The organism is Lentibacillus jeotgali, assembly GCF_000224785.1.
GTDB classification, from domain to species: Bacteria; Bacillota; Bacilli; order Bacillales; family Amphibacillaceae; genus Lentibacillus; species Lentibacillus jeotgali.
Genome location: NZ_AGAV01000019.1, coordinates 26,151 through 44,429 on the forward strand (window position 1 = coordinate 26,151; position 18,279 = coordinate 44,429).

The 18,279-nt window shown below is 40.6% G+C and carries 15 protein-coding genes; 11 read left to right on the forward strand and 4 right to left on the reverse strand.

Features of this window, described 5'->3' with window-relative positions; translation table 11 throughout:
• Positions 1-157 precede the first annotated feature (157 nt).
• The 6 genes from ON01_RS15635 (at position 158) to ON01_RS15655 (ending at position 6,303) form a co-directional block, all read left to right on the forward strand.
• Complete coding sequence (locus ON01_RS15635; RefSeq protein ID WP_010531940.1) at positions 158-376, forward strand: hypothetical protein; 219 nt, start codon at positions 158-160, stop codon at positions 374-376.
• A gap of 27 nt (positions 377-403) precedes the next feature.
• Positions 404-1,909 carry a sodium:solute symporter family protein gene (locus tag ON01_RS15640; protein ID WP_010531941.1) on the forward strand — a complete coding sequence of 502 codons (1,506 nt, stop codon included), beginning with the start codon at positions 404-406 and terminating at the stop codon, positions 1,907-1,909.
• Between the two features lie 105 nt (positions 1,910-2,014).
• On the forward strand, positions 2,015-3,619 hold the full coding sequence (locus tag ON01_RS15645; RefSeq protein ID WP_010531942.1) for an amidohydrolase: 1,605 nt from the start codon (positions 2,015-2,017) through the stop codon (positions 3,617-3,619).
• 364 nt (positions 3,620-3,983) lie between these two features.
• Positions 3,984-4,109 carry a hypothetical protein gene (locus ON01_RS20115; protein ID WP_280990994.1) on the forward strand — a complete coding sequence of 42 codons (126 nt, stop codon included), beginning with the start codon at positions 3,984-3,986 and terminating at the stop codon, positions 4,107-4,109.
• A 33-nt stretch (positions 4,110-4,142) separates the two neighbouring features.
• A complete protein-coding gene (locus ON01_RS15650; RefSeq protein WP_010531943.1) occupies positions 4,143-5,813 on the forward strand; it encodes a sodium/proline symporter in 1,671 nt (556 codons plus the stop codon).
• A 4-nt stretch (positions 5,814-5,817) separates the two neighbouring features.
• Complete coding sequence (locus ON01_RS15655; protein ID WP_010531944.1) at positions 5,818-6,303, forward strand: hypothetical protein; 486 nt, start codon at positions 5,818-5,820, stop codon at positions 6,301-6,303.
• A 70-nt stretch (positions 6,304-6,373) separates the two neighbouring features.
• Here ON01_RS15655 and ON01_RS15660 read toward each other — a convergent pair whose 3' ends face one another.
• The gene (locus ON01_RS15660) at positions 6,374-7,999 is read right to left on the reverse strand and encodes a PucR family transcriptional regulator (protein WP_010531945.1); all 1,626 of its coding nucleotides are present in this window, start codon (positions 7,997-7,999) and stop codon (positions 6,374-6,376) included.
• A gap of 240 nt (positions 8,000-8,239) precedes the next feature.
• Between ON01_RS15660 and ON01_RS15665 the strand changes: the two genes are divergently transcribed.
• Genes ON01_RS15665 through ON01_RS15675 form a run of 3 tightly spaced genes read left to right on the forward strand, consistent with a single transcriptional unit; the run spans position 8,240 to position 12,271 of the window.
• The gene (locus ON01_RS15665; RefSeq protein ID WP_010531946.1) at positions 8,240-9,601 is read left to right on the forward strand and encodes an aspartate aminotransferase family protein; all 1,362 of its coding nucleotides are present in this window, start codon (positions 8,240-8,242) and stop codon (positions 9,599-9,601) included.
• A gap of 44 nt (positions 9,602-9,645) precedes the next feature.
• Positions 9,646-10,782, forward strand: coding sequence for an alanine dehydrogenase (gene ald, locus ON01_RS15670; protein ID WP_010531947.1), 1,137 nt, complete (start codon positions 9,646-9,648; stop codon positions 10,780-10,782).
• Positions 10,783-10,804: 22 nt separating this feature from the next.
• Positions 10,805-12,271: a CoA-acylating methylmalonate-semialdehyde dehydrogenase gene (locus ON01_RS15675; protein WP_010531948.1), complete on the forward strand. Its 1,467-nt coding sequence runs from the start codon at positions 10,805-10,807 to the stop codon at positions 12,269-12,271.
• Positions 12,272-12,643: 372 nt separating this feature from the next.
• Here ON01_RS15675 and ON01_RS15680 read toward each other — a convergent pair whose 3' ends face one another.
• A complete protein-coding gene (locus ON01_RS15680; protein ID WP_010531949.1) occupies positions 12,644-13,531 on the reverse strand; it encodes a fructose bisphosphate aldolase in 888 nt (295 codons plus the stop codon).
• A 209-nt stretch (positions 13,532-13,740) separates the two neighbouring features.
• Positions 13,741-14,799, reverse strand: a complete 1,059-nt coding sequence (locus ON01_RS15685; RefSeq protein ID WP_010531950.1) for a YeiH family protein — start codon at positions 14,797-14,799, stop codon at positions 13,741-13,743.
• A gap of 132 nt (positions 14,800-14,931) precedes the next feature.
• On the opposite strand from ON01_RS15685, the gene ON01_RS15690 reads away from it, so the two are divergent.
• Positions 14,932-15,828 carry a LysR family transcriptional regulator gene (locus ON01_RS15690; protein WP_010531951.1) on the forward strand — a complete coding sequence of 299 codons (897 nt, stop codon included), beginning with the start codon at positions 14,932-14,934 and terminating at the stop codon, positions 15,826-15,828.
• A gap of 152 nt (positions 15,829-15,980) precedes the next feature.
• On the forward strand, positions 15,981-16,871 hold the full coding sequence (locus tag ON01_RS15695) for a DMT family transporter (protein ID WP_010531952.1): 891 nt from the start codon (positions 15,981-15,983) through the stop codon (positions 16,869-16,871).
• A gap of 91 nt (positions 16,872-16,962) precedes the next feature.
• Here the strand turns inward: ON01_RS15695 and ON01_RS15700 are convergent, their stop codons facing one another.
• Complete coding sequence (locus ON01_RS15700) at positions 16,963-18,072, reverse strand: glycerol dehydrogenase (protein ID WP_010531953.1); 1,110 nt, start codon at positions 18,070-18,072, stop codon at positions 16,963-16,965.
• Positions 18,073-18,279: the final 207 nt, after the last annotated feature.

Genomic DNA, 18,279 nt, shown 5'->3' on the forward strand with positions numbered 1-18,279 from the left:
TGTGTCTAATGATAAGGTGGATCAAAATGTTCATAATTAGCTAATAGAGAAAGCAAATTTGAAAGCGCTTAATAATGGATTTTTAGCTTACAAATTTTCAGACGAGTTATTAGTTCCATTACATATTAATAATGAATTTTTCGAAAGGAGATAATCTATGAAAAATAAAAGAAGTACAGTTTTTTTCCATGCAGCAGTTATCTTTGGCTTGATTATGTTAGAGACACCAATTGTATTACTAGCCAACAATATTGAACCAATGATTTTTGGACTGCCTTTTTTAATTTTTTGGGTACTATTTTGGTGGCTATTTTGTACAATTATTTTCCTGATCGCTTATATAAAAAAATGGGGAAAGAAAAAATCTATTCGATAGTTTAATCTTTTAATGGGAGGTACACTTATGTCAGCCGGAGTATTTATTATTTTTCTATTTTTATTTATTCCATTGGTAGTGGGCTTTATAGCAGCTGCCAGATCAAATAATTCGAGCAGTGACTTTTTTATCCAAGGCAGAAATATGGGTTCTGTTGCTGCTTTTTTTACTGTTGCAGCTACATGGTGGAGTTCATTTGCTTTTTTAGGTTCGAATGCCTCTTTTTATACGGAAGGTCCAGTATATTTAACAGCCTTTGCATGGAACGTTCTTTTTGGGTATCTGTATTACATAGTTGGAAAAAGAGTATGGTATCTGGGGAAGAAATTTGATTATGTTACGCCTTCTGATTTTATGGGTGACTTTTACGATAGTGAAAAAGTTCGAATTATTGTCGGAGCAGTTGTCACTATTTTCACAATCCCTTATTTACAAATTCAATTAACTGGGGGTGCCTATCTGATAGAAGTTACTTCAGGAGGCGTTATTCCTTTTTGGTTGGCAGCATTTCTATTTTACGCAGTTATAATTGTATATGTTTGGGTTGGAGGTATTAGAGCGATAGCCTGGACCGATATAATATATGGTGCTATTTTGTTCTTTGGTTTACTTTTAAGCGGCATCTATATATCTAACTTAGTTGGAGGCCCGATTTCTATGTTTAGTGAAATGCAGCGTATGCATCCGGAGTTCCTCACCCTGCCTGGCCCAGATGGAGCAGCTGGATTTTCATCGTGGATTTCTTTATGTATTGTTACTGCACTTGGTGCTCTTATGGGACCTCAACTTTGGTTGCGTATGTACGCAGTCAAGGATGGCCAACTATTTAATTTAATGCCATTTTTAATAGCGCTCGTAGCTGTTACTTATTTAGGCTCTGTTTTAATAAGCTGGACAGGTGTTCTGGAAATGCCTGGAATTGAAAATGCGGACCAAGTTTTACCTATTATGGTTACGGAATTTATGCCATTGGCTTTGGGAGCATTGATTTTAGCTGGAGGAGCAGCGGCGGCAATGTCTACATCCAATAGTCAAATTCATGCAGTTTCAACCGTTATTACAAAGGATTTTTATCAGAGATATAAAAACCCTAAAGCTTCAGATAAAAGGTTGACAAAAGTTTCGAGGTACGCCATCCTCATTTTCTCTATCGTTGCTTACTTCATGGCACTATTTGTTCCAGGAGTTCTTGTTGCGATAGGTTTAGTCGCTTTTGGTGGGACAGCACAGCTCATTGTACCAACATTAGGAGCTCTTTTCTGGAAAAGGTCCAATGCCAGTGGAGCAATCTCCGGATTAATTGGTGGCGTTGGTATAATGGTGATCTTAACTTTCATTCCTGGTCTGAACAGCCCATTGGGTCTTGATCCTGCAATGTGGGGACTTGCACTTAATACCATACTGTTTATAGCGGTCAGTTTAGCAACTGCCCCAAGAAATGAGAAAGTAGTTGAAAGATTTGATAAAGCACTTGAAATGTTTAAAAATAATGAAGAAGAAACACAGGAAGTGAACGATGAGAAAGCCTTGTGAAATACTCAAAATAACGTTTTTGTATGATATATAAAGATATCTTCCAATGGAGGAAGGATGAAATTAATATAAAATGCCTGATAGGTAAGATATGGAGGGATAATGTTGGGAAGGAAATTACTGTTCATCAATGGCGAAGTTATATCTGTGAATAATAACAATGAAATTAAAGAAGCGGTTGCTGTATTAGATAATAAAATTATTAAGACGGGCAGAACAGAGGATATTTTACAACTGAAGGATGCGGACAGTGAAGTTTTTGATTTGAATGGATGTACCTTAATGCCTGGTTTTATTGATCCTCATCTTCATATCACGATGTTCGGAACAAATCAGCTCTCTGTATCATGTAAAGATGATAATATAACGTCTATCGATGATTTGTTACAAAAATTAAGAGAAAGAGCAGAAAATACGCCAAAGGGTGAGTGGGTCAGAGCATCGGGATTTAATGAACAACAAATGCAGGATAAACGTTTTCCAACCAAGGAAGAACTTGATAATATCTCTTCCGAACATCCCATATTTATTGGTAGGACTTGCAATCATATGTCAGTGGTAAATAGTTTTGCATATGAACTGGCTAATGTAGACAAAGACACACCGGATCCGGATGGAGGGGAGTATGAACGCGGGGAAAATGGTGAACTTACTGGTCTATTAATTGAAAATGCACATATGAACATGTTCTCTGTCGCCTCTTTTACAGAGGAAGAAATGGAACAAGCCCATAGAATTTCCTCTCAGAAGTTTATAGAAAAGGGTATTACGTCTATTCATGAGGCTACAGGATATGGTTTTGAAAATCTGCATGCGCTTCAGGATCATAGTAATAGAGGCATTATTCACCAACGGGTTTATGCAATGATTGGTGCATTAAATGGCTCGGAGAAAATTGTAAGGCACATGGTTGGATCAGGTATATTTACTGGGTTAGGGGATAATAAATTCAAGATTGGCCCGGTTAAATTATTTCTTGATGGCAGCAGCAGCGGTCCGACTATATGGACAAGGGAACCTTATACAAGTGATTCCAATAATTTTGGCGTTCACTATTTTGAGCAAGATGAAGTTGATGAATTACTTATACCTGCCCATCAAAAAGGTTGGCAAATTACGGCTCATGCACAAGGCGATGCAGCAATTGATATGTTACTTAATACAATTGAAAAAGCAAATCAATTGTATCCAAGACCTGATGTGCGTCATCGCATAGAGCATGCGGGGATAGCGACCCCTGATTTAATTGAACGAATGAAAGAACAAAAGGTTGTTCCTATCCCAAACCCTGCATTTCATTATGAATTTGGTGATGGTTATATTGAAAATTATGGAGAACGTACAGCACATATGTATCCTTTAAAAGAGTATTTGGATAAAGATATTCCAGCGGCCATTGCATCAGATACGCCAATAACGGATTTCTCACCAATGCGCGGAATACACACAGCGATTAAAAGGAAATCACAATCAGGACAGCCGGTAGGCAAAAATCAAAGAATATCTTTGCTTGAAGCTATCCGCATGTATACCATCAACGGTGCATATGCATCATTCGAAGAACAATTAAAAGGAAGTATTGAATCTGGAAAGTTAGCTGATATGGTACTTTTTGATCGTTCTTTAATTAATGGAGATACAAATGACCTGTTTGAAGCACAAGTGGAATGGACAATGGTCGATGGAGAATTTGTTTATAAGAAAAAATAGCTGGAGATATATACTAAGCACTGACCCAAAGCACAGCTGAAAGGCTTCTTTTGGAGTCAATGCTTTTTTTCTAGAAGAGCTTTAACAAACTATTATTCACATATTTTTAGTTGCTTTTGGATCAGCTCTTAAATGAAATGTGTCTTACGTAAGCAGTCTGCCGTACACATTCCTTACACACTGTCTAACAATCTCCATAAGAAATTAACATTATGTCTAGTATCATCAAATCTTTAACACAATAAAAATAACTAGTAGCAAAATAGTTGAAAAGCACTCTGAAAGCGCTTAATAAGAAATATATAACTAATTGACAATTTAGAGTCTTTGATTGTTTTTAATTTTAGATCAAGGGGGTGAAACGATGTTTAATTTACCTTGGGAGACCGCACTATTAATGCTGCCTTGGCCAGTTATTTGGGTAACCTTGGCTCTCGTCATGTATTTCAAAATGCGGCGGGATGAAAGAATTGGAGATACAGAAGAATAACACAACCAATCACTGGAAAGGAAGAAATCGTCAATGAACTTAGACATTATCGTGTTTTTCATTTATCTGCTAGCAATGCTGGGAATAGGATTATATTTTACCAGAAAAGCGTCAGCATCAGCGGACCACTATTTACTGGGCAATCGAAAGATCGGTGCGCCGGTTACAGCCATCAGTATGCAAAGTTCTTCTATGAGCGGTTTCATGTTTATGGGCGGTCCGGCCCAAGCATTCCAAGAGGGCTGGCATGCACTGTGGTATGCAATAGGTGATGCTGGCGGATCGATTGTGAACTTGTCGGTATTGGGAAAAAGAATGAGAAGAATGTCGCAGCTGTTAGGTGCTCTGTCACCAGTGGAATATTTGGAAAAGAGGTTTGAAAGTACAGCAGTCCGTGTATATGGAGCAGTTGTAGCGATCATATTTCTGTTTGCATATGCATTTGCACAGTTTATTGCTGCTGGAAAGGCATTGGAAGCGATGTCAGGTTTTTCTTATGAATTGGCTCTGGTTATAGGTATAGGCGTTATAGTTGTTTATACTGTGCTCGGAGGATTTCTGGCCGTTGCTTTCAGTGGCTTTGTGCAAGGGATTATCATGTTGATTGGTGTAAGTGTTATCGGGGTAATGGTATTGCCTCAAGTAGGCGGATTATCAGGATTGAATGCACAGCTTGCCGAGATTGATCCTACATATCTCAGCATTTGGGGCAAGGATTTAATCTATTATGGCCAATGGGGTGTCATCTTGGGTGCGGTGCTTATTTATGCTATCGGGTATATGGGCCTCCCGCACGTTTCCGTTAAACATATGTCGATGGAAGGCGGCGACACCACAAAAAATGCCGTTCTTTGGTCAGCTGGATTCAATCAATTATTTACATTCACGCCTTATATATTAGGGTTGTCTGCTATTATAATTATGCCAACTGTTTCCGATCCGGAAATGGTTATCCCGGAGATGGTTTATATGGTATTTCCGGGTATATTAGCAGCGATTCTGCTTTCAGCTATTATGGCGGCCATTATGTCTACATGTGATGCTTTGCTGATGCAAGCAGGGACGACACTTTCACGTGATGTTTACAGCCGGTTTATTAATAAAAATGCTAGCCATAAACAACAGTTATTGGTATCCAGATTGTGTATTTTAGTTGGGGGCATTGTTGGCATCGTTGTGGCTGTATACGAGCCGCCAACCGTCTTTGCACTTGTCATATTTGCATTTGGTGTATTGGGGAACACTTTTATGGTTCCTTACATTGCTTCAGTTTATTCAAAAAATGCGAATAAAATCGGTGTGTTGTGTGCCATGGTTGGTGGCTCAGTAACTAACATTGTGTGGGAAATGTTCACCTTCCAAAACGCGACAGGGATACACCCGTTCCTGGCCGGCGTGCTGGTTTCTTTGATTGCTATGCTGATTGGAAATAAATTTGGAACACCGCCTTCAGACCCAATTTTAAATGCATTTGACTTAGCGAAACAGAATAAAAGAATCCCAAAAAAATTGGAAAAAGGGATTTTTGATGATTTAGCACCTGAAGCGCAGAATATTTCCCGTTTCCTTGAAACACAAGAAGCCCAGAAGGACTTAGTAGAAAGACCATCGGAATCAAGGGAAAGTCAACAGAAAACGTCGCTTGATAAAGCACATAGACGTACAGTTGGACAGCCAGAAGTTAGACTGAATTTAGAGGGGTAATGACATGGGAGAAAAGGTCTTAACACAATCAATTAAATTTGGAAAGAAACAAATAGAAACAAGTCTCATGAAATTACAGCCTGGTGTAAAGTATCTGGCAGATAGAATTATCTATTATCCTTATTACTTTTTCGTCTATAATGTAAAAGCTAAGAGACTTTTTTTACCGATGAACGAGAAAGTTGGTTGTGCGGTGGACGCTATAAGTGGAAGTGGCTCACTAGTGGATTATAACCCGAATTTTGAAGTAGTCGAAATATCGGAAAAGCAGCGGTTACACCAATATCAGGAGCTTGAAGATTGTTTGCCTATTTCCGAAAGTTTTATATTCCAATCGTTATCATTAAAAATGAGGATGTTTTCTTTTTCTCATGTACAGGTCGAAAAACGGCAATTGTTCTACAGGCCTTATTGGGTTGTTTACAATACAAAGGGGAATGGACAGGATTTTATTGTGGATGGTGTAACTGGTCAGTATCATCCCTTATAGATTTAAAACGTATAAATTTAACCAAACTCCGTGCTGACTTTGAGACGTGGAGTTTGGTTATTCTACTCCCTTAGAAAAGGGTAAGGTCCCTGGATTTGGAATCCTTTAATAAATGATAGGCCTTGATAGCTGTTTCAATCGCCAAACGGTTGGTTGGTTCCAGGTAATCTTTCCCCAGGAGTTCTTCTATTTTTTCAAGGCGATGATAAAGCGTCTGACGTACAATGAATAAACGTTCTGCTGTTTCTTTCTTTGATTCGTTAAATTTCAAATACGTTTCAAGTGTCGTCAGCAGTTCTGCGTTCATTTCCTTATCATGATTAAACAATGGACCAATATAATCGTCAATATATGATTCGAATAATTGGTTGTCCTGCAGTTGGAAAAGAAGCCGGTATATTCCGATGTTTTCGTAAAGAGCAATGTCTGAATCGTGATATTTGCTCAGATGAAGCACCTCATTGGCCTCCTTATAGGCACGCATGAACTTGGAGATATCCCGATGGCTGCCGCTGATTCCGGTGTTGTGGGATTGAATGTTCAGCATCTGCGGGCATTCCGAAATTAATTCAGTGAATTGATTTGCAGCGAATTTGTCATGTTTGTCGGTATCAAAAAAACTAATAACGGCTATTTCAGTTTTCTTTACAGAAACTGCTGGATAAAAACCATAACGTTCAAATAATGATCGGATAGTCATCGATCGATGCACTTTTATTTCATCCCATTCATCATGATTAATGGCTGAAGATGCGGTATCCGCCTGACAAATAAATACTCTGAAGTGTAAATGTTTCTTCGATGACGGCATTATCATTTTGAGTTCATCAGGATTATATGGTTTTCCAAGCAATAGATTTTGCACCAAATCATCTTCTACATTTAATTTTCGTTCTTCAATGGTCCTGTTTCTTAATAAAATTTGTGCTATTGATATGGCTGCTCTGTCCAGTACAGTAAATAAAAACTCGTTTGGAGATTCTTCAGTTACGTGAAGACATAAATACCCCCAAATCTGGCCGACAACATTGACAGGGGTCAGCGCAAACTTTTTATCGTCAATGGTAATTATTTTTTCAAAAAGTTTTTCGGTACAATGATTTTGCACATATGAAGCGAGTAATTTATTAAAAGCCTTCCCTTCAGGAGGATAATAATACGCTTTGGCTTCATCAGTAATAAACAATGCGTACGATTGAAATTGATCATGTAATTTTTGCAGGATTTTTAGTATCCCATTTGGTGAGAGGGATAGTTCTGTGAACGCTTGGGTCAACTCACTAATTTCATACAGCATTTTATGATGCTGGTTAATAATATGTGTATGTAATTGTTGTGTGATCTCAACAAATTTAACAACTTCTTCAAACACAATGATGGGAAAATTATGCTCATCTGCAAACTGCTTAATTTTAGTTGGGAGAATGCTAAAATGAGGCCCAATTTCAATACAGATGCCAGCAACATTTTTGTTAATTAACCTTTCATAAGTATTAAATGAAGACTCGAGGTCGAGTCGCGTCCCTGTTGTGAGAACCAGTTCGCCTCCGTTGAGTAAGGCATCAAAATCGTCTGTTTCAATAATATGCGTCCATTTTATGTTTTTGCTTAATCCTTTTTCGCCTGCTAAAACGTGCGCACTTTTAAACAGATCACTGTTCAGCGCATCATTGATTGTCAAGTTAAAGCTGCTCATTATTCCGCCCTCCAGACCGTTAAAACAAAACGGGATTAATTTGACACATTGTAAAATGAAAATTTTAGGAATAATAGTTATAGTATGATTATGAAATTAATTGTAATCGCTGTCAATTGATTAAATCTTAATTTGGGAGTGATTGGGAGAATTCAGTATATGGAATAGACTCCTGGACAGTTTGTAAAATGTTCTGTCACTATCAGCCGTCTATAAATTATTCCGGAAAGGAGTTTTTAAATGAAAACCTCAAAGGAAACATCACAGGCACTGGTGGAAAAGGACCAGCGAAATATCTGGCATCATATGTCCAAATATGACTCTAAGAGAGAACCAATGATTACAACAAAGGCAAAAGGTTCCTGGATTACAGACCATAATGGGAACAAGTATCTTGATGGTATGTCTGGGTTATGGTGTGTGAATGTTGGTTATGGGCGTGAAGAACTTGCACAAGCAGCATATGACCAATTGAAAGAGATGTCTTATACATCAATGTCACAAAGTCATTTACCGGCCATAAAACTCGCTGAAAAATTGAATGAAATGCTGAATGATGAGTATATGATTTTTTACTCCAATAGTGGTTCGGATGCTAATGAAGTGGCTTTTAAGGTAGCCAGACAATATCACCAGCAAAATGGCGAGTCATTACGATATAAATTTATATCACGTTATCGGGCTTATCATGGCGGTTCCCTAGGTGCATTAGCTGCTACGGGTCAATCAATTCGTAAATATAAATACGAACCTCTCACTTCCGGTTTTTTACATGTTGCTCCTCCAGATAATTATCGGAGACCTGAAGGCCAATCGATTGAAGAATATAATTTGCAAAGAGCTCATGAGATTGAGGAAAAAATTGTATGGGAACAGAAAGAGACCATTGCTGCTGTGATTATGGAACCAGTCATCACTGGAGGGGGTGTATTGATACCGCATCCAGTATATGTAGAGAAAGTCCAGGAAATTTGTAATCGTCATGGTGTATTATTAATTATCGATGAAGTGATTTGCGGATTTGGCAGAACAGGAAGAACGTTTGGGCACATGCACTACGATATAAAGCCAGATATAATTACGATGGCAAAGGGGTTAACGAGTGCTTATTTGCCCTTATCTGTTACGGCTGTTCGTAAGGATATATACGAATCCTTCAATAATACCGAAGAAAATAGTCACTTTCGCCATGTAAATACATTTGGCGGTAACCCAGCGGCATGTGCTGTTGCTTTAAAAAATATTGAAATAATGGAACGGGAGAATTTAACCAATAGGGCTGCTGTTTTAGGTGAAAAACTAAGAGATGGACTAAAGGAACTGGAAAGTCATCCATATGTTGGGGATATCCGTAATCAAGGGTTTGTCATGGGAATAGAAATGGTAGAGGATAAAACAACGAAGGAACCGGCAACCGAACAACGTGTAGGAAAAATTATAGCAGATTGTAAAGCAAATGGTTTGATTATTGGAAAAAACGGCGATACCGTAGCTGGATATAATAATATACTGGCACTTTGTCCGCCTCTTTCCAGTACAGATGAAGACTTAGATTTCATTGTATCCATTATCAAAAAGGTATTTAAGGAGAATGGTTCATAAACCTTATTTCTATTGGAATATTTCTGGATTATGGAGGGCTTGGAATGAAGATAGGAATACCACGAGAAATAAAAAATAATGAGAATCGGGTGGCGGTTTCACCCTCAGGAGTCGATGCTTTAGTCAAAGCTGGACATGAAGTAGTTATTGAAAGCCAGGCAGGGGTTGGATCAGGCTTTTCAGATGAGGAATATAAACAAATGGGTGCCATCCTTGAACAAGGTCCTGAGGAAGTCTGGTCTCAGGGGATGGTCATAAAAGTTAAAGAACCACTTCCACAGGAATATCCTTATTTTTATGAAGGTCTTATTTTACTCACATATCTACATTTAGCTGCAGAACCAGATCTGGCTAAGAAATTAACAGATTCAAAGGTTATTAGTATTGCATATGAAACAATTCAAGAAAAAGATGGATCGCTACCGTTACTTGCACCAATGAGTCAAGTGGCTGGTCGAATAGCAGCTCAAATTGGCGCCCAATTATTGGAGAAACCCAAGGGTGGCAAAGGGGTTCTGTTAAGTGGTATTCCAGGAGTGATGCCAGGTAGGGTAACGATTATTGGAGGAGGTGTTGTAGGAGAAAATGCTGCTCGAATTGCAGTTGGCTTAGGTGCTAATGTGACTGTTCTTGATCTCGACCCTAATAGATTGCGAGAATTAGAAAATTTGTTTGGGGATCAAGTAAACACACTTATGTCAAATCCTCTTAATATAGCGGAATCTGTGGCACAATCTGACCTTGTTATTGGTGCAGTATTAATTCCTGGTACAAAAGCACCAAAACTTGTACGGGAAGAAACCGTTAAGAAAATGCAAGAGAATTCGGTTATTGTTGACGTGGCTATTGATCAAGGGGGGATATTTGAAACTAGTGATAAAGTAACGACTCATGACGATTCTACTTTTACAAAACATGGAGTCGTTCATTATGCTGTAGCCAATATGCCAGGTGCGGTACCAAGAACAGCATCTTCAGGTTTAACAAACGTAACACTGCCATATGCATTAGAAATTGCTAATAAAGGATATGTTAAATCAAGTTTAGAAAATGAGTCAATCAAAAAGGGAATCAATACAATGCAAGGATTTATAACCTATAAGGCAGTTGCAGAAGCACATAAGATCCCATATAAGGATCCAAGTTTATTATTAAATGATATGGAATTGACAACTCATTAATATAGTTAAGGAGGTTTCAAAAATGACACAACCACAAACAAAATCAGAGCAATTAAAAAACTATATAGGCGGCAAATGGATTGAAGCAAAAAGCGATAAGACGGAATCGGTCATTAATCCGGCGACAGGCGAGGTTATTGCTGAAGTTCCGATTTCATCCAATGAAGATGTGGACCATGCTGTAGAGGTGGCACATGAGGCATTTCAGGACTGGAAAGAACTCGCTGTACCGAAGCGTGCACGCATTTTATTCAAATACCAACAGCTGTTGGTTGACCACTGGGATGAATTGGCTGAACTTATTACGATTGAAAACGGTAAAAACTTAAAGGAAGCCAAAGGGGAAGTACAGCGCGGGATTGAAAATGTTGAATTCGCTGCCGGTGCGCCGAATTTAATGATGGGCGATCAACTATCTTCCATCGCATCGGGACTTGAATCTGGTGTATATCGTTATCCTATCGGTGTTGTCGGTGGTATTACCCCGTTCAATTTTCCAATGATGGTACCTTGTTGGATGTTTCCAATGGCAATCGCGACAGGTAATACGTTTATTATGAAGCCATCTGAGCGTACTCCGTTGCTAGCAAATCGTTTGGCAGAACTTTTGGAAGAGGCAGGCCTTCCTGAAGGTGTCTTTAACATTGTACATGGCGCCCATGATGTTGTGAATGGCCTTCTGGACCACGATAAAGTTGCCGCGATTTCATTTGTTGGATCGCAGCCCGTAGCTGAGCATGTCTATAAACGCGGGACAGACAATCTGAAACGAGTTCAGGCACTGTCCGGTGCCAAAAACCATACAATTGTTTTGAACGACGCCAATATGGATAATGCTTCTACTCAAATTTTGAATGCGGCTTTCGGCTCGGCGGGTGAACGCTGCATGGCGGCATCAGTAGTGGCAGTGGAAGAATCTGTAGCGGATGAATTTATTGATCAGCTCATCAAAAAAGCAAATGAGATTAATATTGGAAATGGACTTGATGAAGACGTCTTTTTGGGACCGGTCATACGTGAACAGCATAAAGAACGTACCCTGGGTTATATTGAAACTGGTGAAAACGAGGGTGCTAAGTTAATCCGTGATGGCCGTGAAGATGGAAACGCACAAGAGAAAGGCTATTTCGTAGGGCCGACCATTTTTGATAACGTAACGACAGAAATGAAAATTTGGCAGGAAGAAATCTTTGCACCGGTGCTGTCGATTGTTCGTGTCAAGGATCTTGACGAAGCTATCGATGTTACCAACCAATCACCGTTTGCGAATGGATCTTGCTTATTTACACGTGATGGCGGTAGTGTAAGACAATTTCGGGAAAACATCGACGCGGGCATGCTGGGGATTAATATTGGTGTACCAGCGCCAATGGCATTTTTCCCTTTCTCGGGATGGAAGGATTCCTTCTATGGTGATTTGCATGCAAACGGAAAGGACAGTGTTGAATTTTATACACGTAAAAAAGTTATGACAACAAGATGGGTATAACATCCATTTAAGAGTGCAGTGTTGCAAACACTGTACTCTTTTTAGTGTGCCAGGCATGCACACATTCTATAGGGTTCAAGTGCCGAGTTATTAAGTAATAGTAGTGGTTATCCAAAGACAGGAGAGTCTAGGGTAATACGGAAGCTAAAGGAACTAGGGAGGTAATCTTTGCCCAAAGAATAGGGAACTTAGATGACAGTAGTTCTGTTCTTAACTGATTCATCTAGCAACCAGAGAATGAAGAGTCGATTTAGTCGAAATTAGACGAATTCGTTGGACTTAAATGAAACCACCGCATACGAAACCGTAACGCGGTGGCTTGAGAGGTTGGGGGGAGTAGTCACCCCTGCTACTCGAATTTAACTATTTGACTCACGTAATAGAAGCCTGATAAATACCTTCAACGGCTTTCTTCAGCTCGTTATTGAACTCTTCATCTGACTGATTAACGTTCAAATCCTGAGTCAATGCCCGGGAGAAGCTGGCGATCAGTTCGTTATTTTCTTTCAGTTTCTCGTTCGCTTCCTCTGTTGCGTAACCGCCTGAAAGTGCCACAACACGGACGACTTGAGGATGCTCAATCAGTTCTTTGTAGATGTTTGGAACGGTCGGGATGGTCAGCTTCAGCATGACATGTTCGTCTTGTCCCAATTTATCGAGGTGGCTTTGAATTTCTGCCTTTAACAGTTCCTCGCATTTTTCTTTTTCAGAACTATTGATGTCGACTTCCGGCTCAATAATCGGCACGAGCCCTGCATCAATGATCTTCTTGCCGATTTCGAATTGCTGATCGACAACTTCCTTGATGCCTTCAGGGTTGGCTTCTTTGATAACGGAACGCATTTTAGTTCCAAAAATGTGGCGTTCATTCGCACGTTTGAGCTTATCGTCGAGGTCATCAATCGGCTTCATCAGTTGTACGCCGTTCGATTCTTCAGCAAGTCCTTTATCCACTTTCAGGAATGGCACAACGCCTTTCTTTTCAGCCAAATAATCGCCTGTGTACATGCCCTCGATTTCACGATCCATTGTTTGTTCAAACAGGATGGCACCGATTATGTGACTATTGTCGAAAGCAGGCGCCGTGATGATACGCGTGCGCATATCGTGCACCAGATCAAACATTTCGTCTTCGTTGGAATATTGATCTTCTGTAACACCATACAGTGCCAGTGCTTTAGGTGTACTGCCGCCGCTCTGGTCAAGTGCAGCGATAAAACCTTTTCCGTTTCCCATTTGTTCCAAGTGTTTCTGGTTCATCATTTCCACTCCTTTATCATGATAAAATTACCTTTATCTGTTTAGGGTAATTTATTTATCTGGAGAAAAGCAATCTTCTGCTATATTATATCATGAAAAAAGGATTGATTATAGTCATGGGCGTGTTTTTGTATAGCAGAAGATTTAAGATTATATAAGGGAAATGAATTTTACAGTGTTTTGTTACTTTCTATTGAACAGGTATTCCTTCAAACAATAATAAATGCAAAAACAGATAAAAGAACAGATGTTATGATCATTGCAATCAATGGCCTTACTGCTTTCGTGCGCAAATCATTGAAACTTACGCTGAGACCAAGGCCAACCATTGCAGCTGTCAACAGCCATGTTGTCAGTGAATAGACACCGTTCATTGTTCCTTCAGATACTGGGATATAATTTCCAAGTACATACGTACCAAAGATACTAAGCACAATAAATCCGAGCAAGAACCATGGGAAAGCGACTTTGGTTTTTGACTGATCTGTTCCTTTGTTTTTAACTTTCATAATGTAGATGAAGATAAAGCATAATGGAATGAGTAAAAATACACGCCCTAGTTTTGCCAGCAGGGCCATCGCCAGTGCGTCTCCTCCTGCAGGGTCAGCTGCGAGTGCAACATGCGCGAGTTCATGCAGACTTATTCCTGACCATATACCATAATCGATAGCCGAAAGGGGGAGGATTGGGCGTAATAATATATAAACAATCGAAAAAATCGTCCCCATTAAAGCGATGATGCCAACACCGATTGCTGTATCTTCATCCTTTGCCTTGACGATTGGTGCAACGGCAGCGATGGCAGCTGCTCCGCACACGCCGGTTCCCACACCCAACAACAACGAAATTGATGTGTCCGCTTTAAACACTTTCGCAAGCCAAACCATTAAAAGAATCGCAAATAATATCACTGCTGCATCCCGCAGAAGCAATCCCAGCCCGTCACTGAGCACAGTATTAATATTTAATCTGAGTCCATATAGAATAATGGCTAATCGGAGCAGTTTTTTGGCTGAAAATGTCACGCCGGCCCTTATAGCTTCCGGATAGCCGAAAATTTGCCGGTAAGCAATCGCAATTATAATAGCACAGGCGAGCTGGCCGACATATGCAAAGCCAGGGACAAGAGCAAGCAGATAGCCCAAGAGTGCGATAAAAAATGTAAAAGCAACACCGCCAATCCAGTATTTTTTTTGATTAGAGGGTTTTGGTTCCTCAGGCTCTTGAGTCGGCAGCTCCGTCTGAGTGGTTGCATTTTCTAAAGTCATAACAGCAGCACCTCCTATCTCCAGAATAAAGGAGGTTCTATGATAAGAGAAATAAATTATTATAATGATGATGATAAAAAATCGTGATAATATGATCATAGAGTAAATGACGATAGTCGGGGTGATAGAAAAATGGATCAATATCTGAAAGTGTTCGTTGTTACAGTCGAAAGAAAAAACTTTTCTCGTGCAGCTGAAGAGCTTCATATGACACAGCCTTCCGTCAGCCAGTACATTCGCACGCTTGAGGAAAAATTCGGTACCAAGTTGCTGGAAAGAACAAACAAATACGTTCGCTTAAATAAAGCCGGGGAAATTGTCTATCATCACGCCAAGGAAATTCTGGGGCTCTACGATAAAACGCAAAATCTGATCGATGACTTAATGAATCAGGCAAAAGGGCCACTTTCGATTGGGGCCAGTTACACGTTTGGTGAATATGTATTGCCGCGCATACTGGCGACTCTACAAAAAGCTTACCCTGAACTTCAGCCGGATTTGACGATCGGTAATACAGCCAAAATTGCCAGTTTAGTTACAAGCCATCAGCTTGATATCGGCATTGTAGAAGGTAATTTTAAAGATAAGCACTTGCTAATTGAAGATTTTGCAGAGGACTATATGGTTGTCGTTGCTTCACCGGCACTTGAAATGGCCCAGCGTGAAGGTTATGTGGCTATAAGTGAGCTGGAGCAGGAAACATGGGTTGTCCGTGAACCGGGTTCGGGCACCCGTGAAGCAACTGAAAAAATGTTTAAGCAAATCGGCATTGTGCCATCAAAGAAAATCAATTTTGGCAGCACGCAATCCATTAAGGAAGTCGTAGAAGCCGGGCTGGGCATCAGTCTGTTATCCCAATGGGCCATTCAGAAGGAACTGAAGAACGGGGATCTAAAAATTATAAAGGTGAATGGTCTTCCGTTTTCAAGGCAATTTTCAATCATAACCCAAACACCGTTTCGGACAAAGTCATTGGAAGTATTTATAGACTTATTGTATAGGGAAAAAAGCGCTGACGGCTGGATTTGATTAATTCAAGCAGCGATCGGCTAAGCAAGTTCCTTTCAAATCTTGTGATTTTGTATTAGGATTGTTATCTGGTGCCGATATCGCCCCGGGTTACGGGAGTATGGGCATGAACGCCTTAATGAATTACGTTTCACTAATTGGAGGAACAGCAGATGTCTGATCGCAATAAAGGTATTCTATTATTATTGGTTTCTGCACTTGGTTTTTCCCTTATGGGGGCTCTCGTTAAGCTATCCGGTGATTTACCGACCGTGCAGAAAGCTTTTTTTCGTAATATAGTAGCAGCTATCATAACATTAGGCTTTGTTTTGCGTCATAATGAAAGGATATTCGGGAAAAAAGAGAACCAGAAGCTGCTGCTGTCCCGCTCAGCACTTGGGGCAGTTGGTATTGTGGCTAATTTCTATGCCATCGATCGTCTTGTTTTATCCGACGCTGAGATGCTGAATAAGCTTAGCCCGTTCATCCTGATTATTTTTTGTGCGATATTCCTGAAGGAGAAGGCGCGTAAATTTCAGGTTGTCGCTATCTTTGTAGCGTTTATCGGTGCACTGTTTATCATACAGCCGCAATTTTCCGTGGAAATTCTCCCTTATATCGTCGGGGTGATCGGAGCGATTTTCGCAGCTGGTGCCTACACGCTTCTCCGTGTTCTGGGCAATAAGGAAAAGTATTACACAGTCGTCTTTTATTTCTCGTTTTTCACAACAATTGTGCTTCTGCCGTTCACAGTTTTCCTTTATGAACCGATGAGCTGGCAGCAATGGGTATTGCTGCTATTGGCAGGAGCGTGTGCGACGGTGGGGCAATTTGGTATAACGCTTGCCTATAAGTTTGCGCCGGCCAATGAAATCTCGATTTTCTTTTATTCAACGGTCGTTTATTCGGCGCTATTAAGCATTGTACTGTTCGGGCAAATTCCGACACTGCTCAGTGTGATTGGCTATGTCATCATATTCGGCGCATCGTTCTACATGTTCTTGAAAAACAACCGGATGGATAAACAGGAAGCGCAAGAGGAAAAGCGATTGAAAACGTCATAGGAATGAGAAGGCCCCGAACGTCAGCGAGTGTAGTGTTCGGGGCAAGTTTTTTGGACGACGTGTTGAACTCTCGTCTCAATTACAACAAGCCTTATTCGGCATGTTTGTCTCTATAGGCCTTTGCATATTGATCGGCTGCATAGATAGCATCGGCCACGTCGTCTGCTGTGACGTCGAAGGCCTGGTGGATGGTTTCGCCTTCTGATGTTGCTGCTTCAGCCACTTTCATAATGTCATCGTGTGAAGCATCCTTTAACTTGATGTCTTCCAGGGTGATCGGCAGTCCAAGGCTGACGTACAATTCGATATAACGCTCAATTTCGTCAATACTGTGTTTTTCCAGAGTGAGCTGGACAAGTGTGCCGAATGCGACTTTCTCACCGTGTGTCAAGTGGTGAATATCACCTTTTAGTGCTGTGAAGCCATTGTGGATGGCGTGCGCAGCTCCGAGGCCGCCGCTTTCAAAGCCTAAACCGCTGAGTAGGGTGTTGGCTTCTACAATTGATTCCAGTGCTGGTGTAACCGATTTTGCCTGGACCGATTCATAGGCAAGATGTGCATACTGGAATAGCGTTTCCTCACATCTTTCGGCAATCGCCTGTGCGGCAATTGATGTGCTTCCGCCTGCCATTGTATTGCCGTCTGCGTTGATGACACTGCGGGCTTCGACCCATGTGGCAAGGGCATCGGCTATCCCTGATGCAAGGAAACGAGGCGGGGCACCTGCAATAACTTTTGTATCAACAACGACCAAGTCCGGATTCTTGTTATAGAAGCGATACCCTTCAAAGACGCCGTCATCAGAATAGACTACGGAAAGCGCGCTCGTTGGTGCATCTGTTGAGGCGGTTGTCGGAACGATCACGGCATATCCGTTCACTTCATCCGATACGGCTTTGGCGGTATCGAGCGTTTTACCGCCCCCGACACCGATCACGACAGACGCACTCGCTTTATCTGCTAACTCCGTAATCCGATTAATTTCCTGTTTGGAAGCTTCGCCGTTAAAAACAACTTCTTCGGCTTTTATGTTTTCCTGTTTAAGCTGTTCGACAACATCGTTCCCGGCGATATCCCAAACCGTTTCATCCGATATGACGACGGTCTGTTCACCGATATCTTTCACGTATTGTCCGATATTTTGTATGGCGTTTTTCCCCTGAACATACTTGGCAGGGCTTATAAATATTCTTTCACTCATGATGCAACACTCCTTTTTAGCTATGTCCCAGTTATTTATTCCCAAGTTGGCTGGTAAAAACACTTAATTATTTTATAAAATGTTGATGAGATTGCTGCTGGAATAGGCGTGTGTTTTCCATTAATAGATCAGTCAGTCTCCCAGTAAATAGATTTCCTTACCCTTATAATCGAAGAAAATCTGAAAAAGGGGGGATCAGAGAGGAAA